Source organism: Mesorhizobium sp. M0910 (assembly GCF_040319465.1).
In the GTDB taxonomy this organism is placed as follows: domain Bacteria; phylum Pseudomonadota; class Alphaproteobacteria; order Rhizobiales; family Rhizobiaceae; genus Mesorhizobium.
In genome coordinates this window covers 39909-52470 of the sequence record NZ_JAMYNZ010000015.1, presented here as the reverse complement: position 1 = coordinate 52470, position 12562 = coordinate 39909, and the positions used below count along the sequence as shown (strand labels likewise).

Annotated in this window: 12 protein-coding genes and 1 pseudogene; 4 read left to right on the top strand and 9 right to left on the bottom strand. The window is 59.5% G+C overall.

Annotated elements, in window-relative coordinates:
- Positions 1 to 103 precede the first annotated feature (103 nt).
- Positions 104 to 202, top strand: a pseudogene (locus NKH78_RS32735) (transposase); the annotation flags it as partial.
- 837 nt (positions 203 to 1039) lie between these two features.
- Here NKH78_RS32735 and NKH78_RS28065 read toward each other — a convergent pair.
- Positions 1040 to 1264 carry a hypothetical protein gene (locus NKH78_RS28065; protein ID WP_352706304.1) on the bottom strand — a complete coding sequence of 75 codons (225 nt, stop codon included), beginning with the start codon at positions 1262 to 1264 and terminating at the stop codon, positions 1040 to 1042.
- Positions 1265 to 1666: 402 nt separating this feature from the next.
- Here NKH78_RS28065 and NKH78_RS28060 point away from each other — a divergent pair, with 402 nt between their 5' ends.
- The 3 genes from NKH78_RS28060 to NKH78_RS28050 all read left to right on the top strand — a co-directional run bounded on the left by NKH78_RS28060 (position 1667) and on the right by NKH78_RS28050 (position 4080).
- Entirely contained in the window at positions 1667 to 1888 is a 222-nt protein-coding gene (locus NKH78_RS28060) for a hypothetical protein (protein ID WP_352706303.1), read from the top strand.
- 152 nt (positions 1889 to 2040) lie between these two features.
- Positions 2041 to 2844 carry an ABC transporter permease gene (locus tag NKH78_RS28055; RefSeq protein ID WP_352706301.1) on the top strand — a complete coding sequence of 268 codons (804 nt, stop codon included), beginning with the start codon at positions 2041 to 2043 and terminating at the stop codon, positions 2842 to 2844.
- 135 nt (positions 2845 to 2979) lie between these two features.
- The gene (locus NKH78_RS28050; RefSeq protein WP_352706298.1) at positions 2980 to 4080 is read left to right on the top strand and encodes an ABC transporter ATP-binding protein; all 1101 of its coding nucleotides are present in this window, start codon (positions 2980 to 2982) and stop codon (positions 4078 to 4080) included.
- Positions 4081 to 4089: 9 nt separating this feature from the next.
- Here NKH78_RS28050 and NKH78_RS28045 read toward each other — a convergent pair whose 3' ends face one another.
- The 8 genes from NKH78_RS28045 to NKH78_RS28010 are packed head-to-tail and all read right to left on the bottom strand — an operon-like array spanning position 4090 to position 12552.
- The gene (locus NKH78_RS28045; RefSeq protein ID WP_352739461.1) at positions 4090 to 5028 is read right to left on the bottom strand and encodes a glycosyltransferase; all 939 of its coding nucleotides are present in this window, start codon (positions 5026 to 5028) and stop codon (positions 4090 to 4092) included.
- Positions 5025 to 5903 carry a glycosyltransferase family 2 protein gene (locus NKH78_RS28040; protein ID WP_352706295.1) on the bottom strand — a complete coding sequence of 293 codons (879 nt, stop codon included), beginning with the start codon at positions 5901 to 5903 and terminating at the stop codon, positions 5025 to 5027. Before NKH78_RS28040 ends, NKH78_RS28045 begins: the two co-directional genes overlap by 4 nt.
- Positions 5896 to 6897 (bottom strand): polysaccharide deacetylase family protein, encoded by a 1002-nt coding sequence (locus tag NKH78_RS28035; protein WP_352739463.1) that lies wholly within the window; start codon positions 6895 to 6897, stop codon positions 5896 to 5898. The genes NKH78_RS28040 and NKH78_RS28035 overlap by 8 nt, the downstream gene beginning before the upstream one ends.
- The gene (locus tag NKH78_RS28030; protein ID WP_352739465.1) at positions 6894 to 8456 is read right to left on the bottom strand and encodes a glycosyltransferase; all 1563 of its coding nucleotides are present in this window, start codon (positions 8454 to 8456) and stop codon (positions 6894 to 6896) included. Before NKH78_RS28030 ends, NKH78_RS28035 begins: the two co-directional genes overlap by 4 nt.
- Positions 8453 to 9550: an NAD-dependent epimerase/dehydratase family protein gene (locus NKH78_RS28025; protein WP_352739467.1), complete on the bottom strand. Its 1098-nt coding sequence runs from the start codon at positions 9548 to 9550 to the stop codon at positions 8453 to 8455. The genes NKH78_RS28030 and NKH78_RS28025 overlap by 4 nt, the downstream gene beginning before the upstream one ends.
- On the bottom strand, positions 9547 to 10647 hold the full coding sequence (locus NKH78_RS28020; protein ID WP_352739468.1) for a Gfo/Idh/MocA family protein: 1101 nt from the start codon (positions 10645 to 10647) through the stop codon (positions 9547 to 9549). The genes NKH78_RS28025 and NKH78_RS28020 overlap by 4 nt, the downstream gene beginning before the upstream one ends.
- The gene (locus NKH78_RS28015; protein WP_352706284.1) at positions 10631 to 11623 is read right to left on the bottom strand and encodes a glycosyltransferase family 2 protein; all 993 of its coding nucleotides are present in this window, start codon (positions 11621 to 11623) and stop codon (positions 10631 to 10633) included. The genes NKH78_RS28020 and NKH78_RS28015 overlap by 17 nt, the downstream gene beginning before the upstream one ends.
- Complete coding sequence (locus tag NKH78_RS28010; protein ID WP_352706283.1) at positions 11620 to 12552, bottom strand: glycosyltransferase family 2 protein; 933 nt, start codon at positions 12550 to 12552, stop codon at positions 11620 to 11622. The genes NKH78_RS28015 and NKH78_RS28010 overlap by 4 nt, the downstream gene beginning before the upstream one ends.
- Positions 12553 to 12562 lie beyond the last annotated feature (10 nt).

The following is a 12562-nucleotide window of genomic DNA, read 5'->3' as shown; positions in this document are numbered from 1 at the left end:
TTGCCTTCGGCTGCCTGGCAATGACGTGGCGGCGGCGAGACACAGGGAGGAGGAGCGCCGCCCTGCGGCGGCATCTGCGCAGCTGCATGCACAGGAAGAAGAGAAGAAGATCAACATCTCCACCGTGCTCGCCGGCCAGAGGCTCGGAATCACCGAAGTCGCCGACGACATTTGGCTCGTCTCCTTCATGCACTACGATCTCCGGATATATCGAAATGCTTGCGTGCAACAACTCGGCGCGTTGTGGGAACAGGCTCTGCGCGATGCGCTCACTCGGAGCGTCCGCAGACCCAGCGACGTAGGATTCTATGGTGGAGCTCCCTTAGCCATGCCTGGGGTCCCAAGCATACTGCTGTTTGTAGAATTTGTCTGCGGCGCCGCGGTCGGAATGGCCTGGGTCGCTGGGTGCCAAGTTTTTGTCTTGGCAGGACAGCCGACTGCTTGTTGGCGGCATCGGCGGCTTGCTCTTTGTGTGGCCCTCCGCGCGCATTCCGGGGGTTGGGCGCCTCATCCGCTACCACGCCGACGGCCTGACGCCGACCATGTTAATCGGAGCCGGAATAGCAGGGCTGCTGGGAGGTCTTGTCCTGATTGTGCTGGCCGGTTTCGTCGAGTCACTCATAAGAGGCTGACAGCAGCTCCGAATGAAGAAGATGCTTGGCGCGCACAGATACTTTCCGGCTATCCATCGGCCGCGCTGAAGATTGCTCGGTAACTAAAATATATAGACTTTGTCCTACCTGGGCGCGGGCGCAGCGTCGTACGTGATGGAGCGATCCTGCCGTTTGACGCTTTGACGGTGGCTGGCTCGCGAAATAGATCCCGCGTCGCATCAAGACAATCCCGCCGGCGCGTGCCACCGCCGACTAACGAAAACTCTCCGACGCGCGTCGACGTCTACCCAGAGTGTGGCTGGTGGTAGCGGTTGCTCACGCAACTGCTTGATCTTGATTGATTAGGTGCTAGCGGAGAGCGCTACATCGCGAGACCCACTATCGAAGAGGCCATCTGCTATCGGAGGCGCACGTAGCCTAGACTCCTAGGCTAGAGCGGTTCGCGTTTTGGCTGAATCCAGATTCCCAAGATTGAGCAAATCAAATTCGATGTCCCGGCCGTGGAGGTCGTGACTGATGGCGAAGCCTATTCGGTAGATCTGCGGCAGCGGGCGATGGCACGCCTTGAAGCGGGCGAGACGAGCTATGAGGTGGCGGCGGCACAGCGCCGGTTGTGAGATGACAAAGCGATCTTGTGTGCGTTCGACCATGGCGGGCTGCACCAAACCTCGGCCTGACTTGACGAGATTACACCTCCTGGTGCTTATCGTTTGTGCCGACGCCTTCTGCTTCGATGTCGCGGAAATCGCATCGACAGCGCCCCTTCCGCAGTATTCTCCGAGCCACCCAATCCGGTTGATCCGGCGCAACTCTCCTGGCTACTGTCCTCGATGTTCATTGGGGCCCCACGGGATGGGTCGCCGATCGTTACGGGCGAAAGTTGGTGCTCTCTGGCGTGTTGCTGTTCCTCACTGTGGTCTCGCTCCTTGCCGCGTTTAGCCGAGACATCCAATCCTTTACAGTGCTGCGTGGCATTCGGGCATCGCTCTTGGGGCCTTCCACCTCTGGTCATTTCCTACCTGACGGAAATCCTGCCGCCCAGACGCCGTGGCATGCTGATCCTTCTCGTCAGCACCACCGCCGCCCTTGGCCCCCACTGCTACATCTTCATCGCCCGCTGGCTTGCGCCGCTCCAGCCATTTGGGCTCGACGCGTGGCGCTGGGCGTTTTGCCTCGGCAGTTTCGGCGCAGGGGTCTTAGGGCTCCTGTTTCTGATCCGGAATCACCGCGGTGGCTATTCTCGCAGAGCCGGCTGGCGGAGGCTGAAAAAATAGTCCAGGCATTCGAGCGTTCCCCGAGAATAGACTTCGGAGAAAGTCCTGATTGCACTGCGCGGAAATGTAGGCCTCAATGGGGCCGTCAAGGGAGGGCGGACGCCATCATAGTGTCGGTACGGACAGACCCGCAACCTTTAGCTGTTGAGACAGTGATCGATCCGTCCCGCAAGCGGCGGCTGATCGACCTTTCCGAACTTTGGCGATATCGGGAAGTTGTGTTCTTCCTGGCCTGGCGCGACTTCAAGGTCAAATACCGCCAGACTTATCTGGGTGTGCTCTGGGCAATGCTGCAGCCGCTCGTTGCCATGTCGGTCTTCAGCGTCTTGTTTGGCCGACTCGTGGGCATCTCATCAAACGGAGCGCCATACCCGCTGTTTGTCCTGTGTGGGCTCGTGCCGTGGAATTTTTTTTCGCGAGCGGTTGGCAGCATGACGGGCAGCCTTGTCGGCAACCAGGAACTTGTGAAGCGCGTCTATTTTCCGCGTCTGATCATTCCCATATCCGCTATGGCCACGTGCCTGACCGATATGATCGTCGGCCTCACTCTTTTGTTCGCGGCGCTGCTGGCATTCGGAATCTGGCCGGCACCGCAGGTGATCTTCCTGCCACTGTTCGTGCTCGTCATGGCTGCGTCTGCGACGGGGCTGGGAGTGGCACTATCTGCGATCAATGTCCGCTTTCGCGATGTGGGATATCTCGTGCCGTTCAGCCTTCAGATAGTTCTGTTCATGACTCCGGTTGTCTATCCGGGCAATCTCGTGCCGCACTTTTGGCGGCCGCTCTACAGCCTGAACCCTATGGTGGGGATAGTCGAAGCCATGCGCTGGAGCGTACTGGGCACGCCCGCCGATTGGGTCATGATCTCGATATCGACTCTCTCCTCGCTGGCCCTTCTCGTTGCCGGACTGGCTATTTTCTCAAAGTCCGAACGCGCGTTTCCGGACCTGATCTGAGCAATGACCGACACAGTGATTGAAGCCACCAATCTCTCCAAGGCCTACAGACTGGGGGTGGCGAACAATAGCTTCCCTACCTTGCGGGACGCGCTGGCCAGCGGCGCAAGGCGAATCCTTCACAGGAAGTCCGCTTTGGGTCGACGCAACGGTGGAGACGATCAATTCTGGGCCCTGAGGAACGTCTCCTTCCAGGTGCGCGCGGGCGAAGTCCTTGCCGTGATCGGACCCAACGGCGCGGGAAAGAGCACCATTCTCAAGATATTGGCGCAGATTGTGGAGCCGACTTCCGGTCGCGCGACGATACGCGGACGGCTGGGAGCTTTGCTGGAGGTCGGCACGGGGTTCCACGCGGAGCTGACCGGCCGCGAGAACATCTATCTCAACGGAGCGATACTCGGCATGCGCCGCGCCGAGATCAGATCCAAGCTCGATGAAATCGTCGATTTCTCCGGCATCGAGCCGTTTCTCGACACGCCTGTTAAGCGTTACTCAAGCGGCATGTACTTACGCTTGGCCTTCGCGGTTGCCGCGCATGTCGATCCCGATATTCTGGTGATCGATGAGATATTGGCCGTCGGCGATGCCGCATTCCAGAAGAAATGCATTGCCAAGGCCGAAAGCGTCGCCGAAACGGGCCGCACAGTGCTGATCGCTAGCCACCAGATGTCGGTTCTGCAGCGGCTTTGCAACCGCGCAATTTTTATCGACGGCGGGACGATCCTGGCCGACGGCCCGACGGGCGACCTGGTCCGGAATTATCTGCAGACACTGGAAGCGCGAGCGAGCACCGATCTGAGTACACGAACGACGCGCACCGGGCGAGGCCGCCTGCGTGTCGTCGGCATCGAGGTTTTCAACAAAACGGGTCCCGTCGCGTCGGGGCAGCCGGCGGTTTTTCGGCTTCAGGTCGATGGGCCGCGCGAACTTGCACAATGCCTTATTACCATTATTGACGACCTCGGCGATCCTGTGACGTCATTCGACACGATGGAGCACTCCGAGCATGATCGTCAGGGCGAAGTCTACACGGTGCATGTAGAGAGCCTTATGCTGAGACCAGGGCGCTACAGGATTGATGTGGCGCTAGTGGCGGACGACAGAGTGGTCGAAGACCAGGTCGAGACCGCCGCCGTGTTCGATGTCATGCCCGGCTTGCTCGACAACCGACCGGTTACCGCCCAACCCGGCTTCGGCAGTGTCAGCTTTCCGCACCGATGGGTGACTAGGCGTTGACGCTTGCTTTCAAACTGAAGCACGCACGAGTTTACGCCGAATCCGGCGCCGTTGCTTTGCTGTCCACATCATGATCTTCAGGATAAGCCGGTCGGCCCTGCTTCCAATCGTCGGCGGCACGACGTAGGGCGCACGCGCCAGCCGCAGCGTCCATCGGACGTGGAAGCCTCGCAGTCCACTCTCCTGCAAATGTTGCGCGACCCAGTCGAGGAATGCAGCGCGGGCAGGGTGTTTCCCCATGCCGTCGTAGACCCCTCGCTCAGCCGCCGCCGCCGACGTCGAACCGGAATACTGCCGGTAGCGTGCCAGAGTTACAGGCGTGACAAAGACGGGAAGACGCAGGAATAGCTTCGCCCACAGAGCTTGGTCTTCATAGAGATCGAAGCGCTCCTCAAAGCCGCCGACCGTGCTGATCGCGCTCCTTCGCAAGAGCACCGAACAGGTACACGGAACGTGACCGTTCTGGATCAGCAGAAGTCGCCTTAGAAGCCGCGGGGGCTGATGCAAACGGCCAGCAAGCCCGTCCGTCGGCTCGATCCAGTCGGGGCGCTCACCGTCTGGATACCACCATCTCGTCGGCCCGAAGATCATTGCGGCTTCCGGGTTGGCATCGGCTGCCGCCAGAACCGTCCGGAGCATATGCGGTTCGTACAGATCGTCTGCATCCAGGAAGGCAAGCAAATCGCCGCTGCCGGCCTCTATTCCGGCGTTTCTCGCTGCCGCCGCGCCACGCTTGGATCCGGGAGGCCTGTTCAGCACCTCGATCCGAGGATCGGTTGCTGCAACATCATTGGCGATCCTGACACTGTCATCCGTCGAGCCATCGTCGACCAGCAAAAGCTCCCAGTCCGCAACTGTCTGGGCTTGGACGCTGGCGATCGCTTCGCCCAGAGTTGCCTCCGCATTGAGGAAGGGGGTTATGATCGTCACTCGCGGCAGGGAAGTCATCGCCGAAGCCATCCTTTGATACTTCGCTTGATCACCTTGCGGCGCTCGCGCGCAAGCGCTTTCCAGATTGCTGAACGAATGCGGAAAGAGGCGCCCTTATCCGCCATTGTGCGATTTAGCCATGTGAGAAACGTGATACGCGCGGCCTCGTCAGTGCCTGCCTCAGAGCAGGCAACAGAGCAACTTTCAGAATGCTGGCGGTATTTTGCCCAGGTCCGGCCGGACACGTAGGCGGGCGCGAATGCGAGCGCCTTGGCAAAGAACGTCTGGTCCTCGAACATCAGGCGAAAGCTGTTCTCGAACCCCCCAAGCGTTGCGAATAAGCTTGAACCCATCAGGGCATTGCATGTTGTCGGCGTCTGGACCTCGTTCTGAAGTAGCAGCTCAAACAGCACGGGAGGCTCGTATCGGGTGTCTGGTTCGACGCCGAGCGGGTAGTAGAAGTCCGCGCGGTCAGCAGCCTCTTGCCAGCTATGCCAGATCAGAGTCCGGCCATAGATCATGCCGAGCGCCGGATCGCTTTCCATAATAGAGACCTGTTCGGAAAGCTTTTCGGGCAGCCATGCATCGTCTGCGTCGAGAAATGCGACGTAGGCGCCGCGCGCTTCCGTCAGTCCACGGTTGCGCGAGGCGCTGATACCGTGATTGCCATTGTCATGGTGAGACAATAGTCGCACCTTGCCCGGCAGCCGCTGCTCATAACCGCGTATGATGGCGGGCGACTGGTCAGTCGAGCCATCGTCGACAACGAGGAGTTCCCAGTCGGTGAAGCTTTGACCTACAATGCTGTCAACAGCTTCCCGGAGATAACTCTCACCATTGAACACGACTATAATTGCCGTGACACGCGGCTGTCCGCCTGAATTGTCAGCCATGGCACAGCACCATGCGCCGAAAGTCAGCTTCACCCCAATCGGCGACCGTAACGCGCGGCAATCGGTAAGGGTCGACGCGAGGCCCAGCTTCACGCGGCAGGGTAGTTACTGCATAGTCTATGCCGGCAGACCTTACGGCGTTGGCGGTGCTGCCATCGAAATCTCCAAACGGGTATGCGAATCCCACCACCCGCCGTCCTGTAATCTCCTCGCATTGTTGGCGGCTGCCTGAAATCTCGCGTTCAAGCTCGTCCCGTTTCAGTAGCGGCAAGGATGGGTGCGTACAGGTGTGGGCGCCGATCGAAACGCCATCGGTGTCGGCGAGCTGCCGCAGCTCCGAATGCGTCATGGCGCGATCGCGCCCTCGGGGACTGGCGTCGGTTCCTGCCCATCTTGCCAGCCGCTCAAGGGCCTTCTCGCGTTCGTGTGGACTCAACGGCTTCAGCAGTGCGTGCAAGTTGAAATGGAGCGTCGTGCGGTTGATCGCGTTATTGGAGTCCGCCGGCATTGCGTCCTCCCAAACGCGCCAGTCATAGTTTCGGCCAGCGATCTCGATCTCCAGAGTGTTCGGGAGAGCAGGCATCTCCAAAATGATGCGGGATAGAATGTCCCACCAGAACACTGAGGGATCGGTGATCGCATGGGTGGTGACGAAGACAGTCGCAGGACAGTTCATACGCCGCATGATCGGCACGGCGTTTTGGAGGACATCCGCGTAGCCGTCGTCAAAGGTGATTGCCACCGCATTTCTCGGTGACCGTCTCTCCCCAAGCCGTTGCGCCAGCCATTGCAGGGGAACAATGTCCCGCGCTTTCGTAAGAAGTTCGATCTGGCGTGCGAAATTTTGCGGCGAAACCGCGAGTTCCCAAGGATCGACGAGCGGTTCTGCGATGCGGTGATACATCAGCACGATAGGTCGGCCGAAACCGGCAAGCAGGCGCCCCCGTCGCAGGAATTTGCTGACAGTTTGACGCGCTGTCACGGCGCCGCTCATCGCCTGAAAGCCCGCGCCGCGACTATTACCGGACAATAGGGGTCGTGCACATCAAGTAATGCCGAATTCAGCTCATGTTCCGCCAGGCCGTAGAGGAAGGCCGTAGCAGAATACGCGTTTCCATAGTGACTGACTTCGACGTTCTTCGCCCCGAACCTGTCCGACAGAAGTCGCCTTAGGGCAGCCGGAGTTATCGACCAGAACCAGCTCTCGCCCCATTCTCTCCTGTCAATCGGGCTGACCCAAGGCACTGTAATCAGGAGAACGCCTCCCGGCTTCAGGATCCGCCACAGGGTTGCGACTGCAGCAGGTAGATCGAAAAGAAGGTGCAGGGTCTGGGTGAGTACGATACAATCGAAGGTCTCGGACGGCAGATCGTCGTTATTCGCCAGATCACCCACGAAGGTTGTCAACGGGTGGCCGTTATAACGGTTCAGAACATCGCTTGCGGTAACCCGACTGCCTCCGAAACGCATCGTATAGGCGTTGTCACCGATCTCCAGGACCCTTCCGGATATGTTCAACGAACAGGACGCGAGGAAAGTCTCGACATAGCGGCGGTCCAATGGCTTGCCGCGATCAAAACCGAACTCCGTGCTGAAGGGTACGGTACGCTCGAGGTCACCGAACCGGGCGCTCGAGCGGTGCCGACTTGACCGGCGCCTGAGACGATGCCGGAGCATCACAGCGGTCTGTAACGGCGCTGCAAGCGAAACGGCGATAGTGCTGCTGAGTTGACCGGCGAGTGAAGAGCGGAACCGAAGCGCTGTACCAAGCTGTCCCAGTTGCTTGTCCGTATAATAGCACTTCCATTTTTCGACACCCTGACGGTAGGCGGCCGCCCAATCCGGATTGGTCTGCGCGACGTCCCGCTGCCGGCGAAGGACCTTCAGCGCCGCGCGCAACATCATCGGATTGCTGTTCGACATATTCGTTGCGTGCCGACGGTAATCTGCGAGGTATTCCGGAATGCAGGCCACCTTGTTCGCCCGAGATAGGCGAAGGTAGACGTCGTAGTCCTCGCAAGCCCGCAGTGACCGGTCAAATCCGCCGGCGGCTTCCAATGTCCTGCGGCGATAGAGCACCGTCGCATGCATTCCAATCAGGTTGTCGGTCAGGAAGCATGCATACGGGTCCTCGCCCACCGACCTCAGTGGTACAGTATTCCTGACTGCACCGGCCTCGTCGATGTAGCGGAAAGCGCCGTAGACCAACGCGCAATCGGGATTGTCGTGAAACAAGGCAAGATTGGTGGCCAGCGCTACCGGGCGCAGCCTGTCGTCGGCATCCAGGAAGGCAATGAATTCGCCGCGCGCTGCCGTCATCCCGGTGTTACGGGCAGCGGCCAAACCCTGGTTTTTTTGGCGGATGTAGTGGACGTCGTCATATCGACGAACAACACTTTCGGGATTGTCCGACGACCCATCGTCCACAATGATGATCTCATCCGGCTTCACGGTCTGATTGCGGACGCTGTCGATCGCTTCGGCAAGGAACCGCGCATGATTGTAGGTCGTGATGACAACTGAAACGCTGGATGCAGCGGGGCGGGTGGTCATCTCTCACCCGCTCCGTTTCGGCAGGTCGGGTAGCCGGCAAAGGTCAACCAGCCGACAGATCGCCGACATGCTTCCTCGAAGCTGACGGCAGGCTGGTATCCGAGCTCACGCTCGGCCTTGCGCCATGGAAGTTTCGTCTGGCACTGGTGCAAAAGTGCACGCTCCTCCGATACCATGACCGTTGGGGCCGTAGTCGCACCGGTCGCATTGCGTCCTGCCTTCCGCCACTCGGCATAGCCTGCCTTCAGTCCGCTGCGAACAGGCCTTGGCAGGCTTCGGACAAGCCGCCGATATCCTTGGCTTTCCTTCAGTCCTTGTTTCCATCTCGGAGCAAATGACAATGGCGCTGAAGCCGAAATCGCGGCCAGGTCGAACCCCAGTGCCTCGGCGATCGGTCGGCAAAGATCTGCCCAACTGATCTCTTCCCGGTCTCCGATCAGATAGGTTCGCCCAGAGGCCTCGGGCACTTCGATGGCGAGCTTGATCGCGTGAATGACATTGTCGACATAGGCGCTGTTGCAGATACCACGACCGCCATCCACCAGGTAGGCCGAACCGTCAATGAGCTCGTCGGCAAAACCACCGGTCCAACTGGAGCGTGGGCCAAAGACAATTCCGGGCCGCAGCACCACTACCTGCACCGCGCCGTCGCGTGACAGTTGCCCGAGACGGCGTTCGGCATGAATCTTCGTATTGTTGTACTCGATCGTCTGATCGTCATGCAACGCGCTCGTTTCGTCCGTCCCGGGCGGGGGCGATTGGCCATGAACGGAAGCGCTGCTGAGATAGATCAGACGAAGCACGCCGGCAGCGGTGGCTGCATGATAGACTGGCTCGATAGCATCGACGATGGTGCGGGCGTCACCGGCAACTGCATGTACGACGTACTGACAGCCCGTAAAGGCAGCGGTAAGAGCCTGAATATCACGCGCATCCGCCACCATTGCGTCAATCGCAAAGCGAGACAGACTGGCGAAAGCATCCGGCCTGCGAACGATCGGCCTCACATTCGCCCAGCCGGAAAGTTGCAGCAACTCCACGGTGCGGCAACCTATGAAACCGTTGGCGCCAAGCACTGCAACAGTGCCGGTCATTGTCTGGTCCCGGCGGAAGCAGCGACATGGAGCAATTCTTCCGGACCGAGCCACGGCATGTCCATCAGTTTCCGTCTAGCATAGCATCCTTCGATCAGATCGACCACATTGCGCCCAACACTGGCCGGCACGGAAAGGGGGGCCCCATTTCGGACCGCATCCACCAAGCCCGAAACCTGATCGCAAAATGCATCGACAAAATCGCGCGACCGGCCGTCGGCATTGGTGAAGGAAACGCAGCCTGTCGTGCGACTTCCATTCAAGGCGACCTCCACAGTCTCGGTCTCATTGACCGTCCAGGAAATCGAGCCACGTTCGCCCTCAAGGCGGTACAGATTCGGGCGAGCCCAATCCCGGCTCAACCTGACCGTCGCGTCGAAGCCGCCAAAACGCAGCCGGACAAGGCAGTTCGCCTCGACGCCGCCCATTGCGTCATCGGCGTAGTGGATTTCGTCGGGCTCTCCAAACCACCAGGTCAGGAGGTCAAGGCAATGCGTGCCGATATCCTGAAGCACACCACCACCGGACTCCGCGAAGCTGAAATAGCTCATCGAAGCCACCGGCCACTGGAAGGAGCCGCCCTCAAAACAACTGACGCTTCGTAACCGTCCGATCATTCCGCCCTCCAGCATGGCCTTTATCGACCGCGTCGCAGGGAACTGCCTTCTGACGAGCCCTGTTGCCACATGAAGATTGTTGGCTGCCGCTGCCGCAAGGATACGAGCCGCCTCGGAGCTGCTCGTGGCCATCGGCTTTTCGCACAGAACATGCATCCCGGCTTCCAACGCTTGTGTCGACTGATCAGCGTGATATCCAGGTGGCGAAGCAATGATCGCAATATCGGCGTCCATAGCCAAAAGGCCGTCGAAACTGGCCGCAACCTTGGCTGAGGGCAGTCGCGCCTGAACGAGTGCGGCCTGCTTCGCATCTGGATCGAATATCCCCGCGACTGCAACTTGGCCTCTGCTTTGAAGGCGTGAAAGCGCTTCCGCATAGTAGAGCCTTGTGACAGCTCCACATCCGGCCAAAACGAGCCGGACCGGTTCATCTTCCCGGAGTCCTGCAGGCCGCTGCGCGGTTTCAACTAGGATGGACAATCCTGCCTCCCTGTCTTGCAACGAGCCGCAGCATACGACCAATTGTCTTGAGTGAGGGATCGAAGCGGAACGCTTCGCTCATCTGCGCCAAGCATCCAGCCCAATCGCCGGCGCCGAACAGTCGCCGCGCAGTCTCGAGAGCGCTTAGCGCATAGGTCCGCCGGGCCGACGCGGCGACATCGTCCGCAAGCTCGGTTGGAAGATAGCTCTTGAAAATATCGATCGCCATTCGCGTGTAGGCCATGTCCTCGGCACTTCGGATATGGCGCCCTGTGTTCGATTGGGGGTGCATCCGATAAAGTGCAAGGGCCTGCGGTTCGTACCAGACAGGAAATTGAGAAGCGATGCGGACCCACATCTCCCAGTCTTCACTGCATTTGAGCCGCCGGTCGAAGGCGCCGAGTTCTTCGTAGACCGCGCGGCGCACCACGATTGATGGCGTCATGACGTGCTGTTCCAACGCCAGTCGAGCCGCCGCATTCTCGAGCCGTCCGGGGCTTGACTGCATTACAGGCGGGATCGACAGCTCCTGTCCGTGGGCATCCATGAAGATCGCCCGGCAGAATGCCGCGCCTGTACTCGGGTCCGCATCGAAGCCTCGTCCGAGCAATTCGTAGAAGCCGGGGCGGACGGCGTCGTCGCCGTGCAGGAGATGTACGAGTTCGCCCTGGGCACGATCCAGGCAGGTATGGAAGTTGCCGATATGCCCTAGATTTTGCGGCTGGTGGAAAAAGCCAACGCGGTTCCCACCGATTTCATTCAAGACTCTTTGCGGATCATCGGAAGAACAGTCGTCAACCACCTCGATTTGCATTTGAGCCGGGCCGGGGTCCTGCGCCAGCACACTTTCCAGCGTTGCGGCAAGAAAGCAGGCGCAATTACAGGCGGGGATCATCACTGACCATTTCGGGCGTGCAGCCTCCCGTGGCAACGGCGAGATCGGATCGCGATACTCGAAGTCACGGACCGCCGTCATCGCTGGAGCACCGAGGACTTCAGCAGGTGCAGCCCCAACCTGACAATGTCGCGTTTGTCCACGTCACGTCCGATGCCACCGCTGCGAAGGCTCCGCAGGAAGCACGATCTGGCCGATGGCAAATCGCCTTCTACCAGATACCGCATTGACCATTCATAAAAGTAGCGGGAGCAGCCGCCGCGGGCAGAATTTGCCACCTGCGTGTCCATGACCTGCGCCATGCGCCGGTAGAATCCTTCTATTGCATCCAGCTTGGGTCGGTTTGGCAGTGCCGATATGAGTCCGCCCGGATACAGACGGTAGACACCTGCTACCTCGTCGACAAAAGCGAGATCTGCTGTCCTTGCGCAAAGCACATACAGCGGCCAGTCAGTTATCGGAAAGAAATCAGCATACCACCACGGCACATTTCGAACGCACGCGGTTCGCATCATGCCGGCGCAAGTTGCGAAAGGATTGCCTTCCCAGATATCCCTTTGCGTCACGATGGGTTTCTGGTCCGCCCGCGTCCACCGCGTCGATGTGAACTCATCGCCATCCGCCACGACTGCATTGTGGAATATTGCGGAGAGTTCCGGGTGCGCGTTGAGATGGGCCGCCTGATCTTTGAGCTTGGTCGTGGATGTCCACAGGTCGTCGCCATTGAGGATCGAGACGTACCGCCCACGCGCCATCCGGAGTCCTCTCGTGACGACTTCGTTCGATCTCACATTACTGCCGGAATAGATCGCCGACAGCCTTTCAGGATGGTTGGAAACATATCGCTCGACAATCTTCCGGGTTCCGTCGGTCGAAAAGTCTTCACTGATCAATATCTCGACACCGAAATCGGCCTCTTGCATGAGAGCGCTGTCGATCGCAGCCGCCACGTAGCGTGCGTGATTGTAAGTGACAATAAGGACGGTCACGCGAACCGTTGACTCATTCACCTTCCGCTCC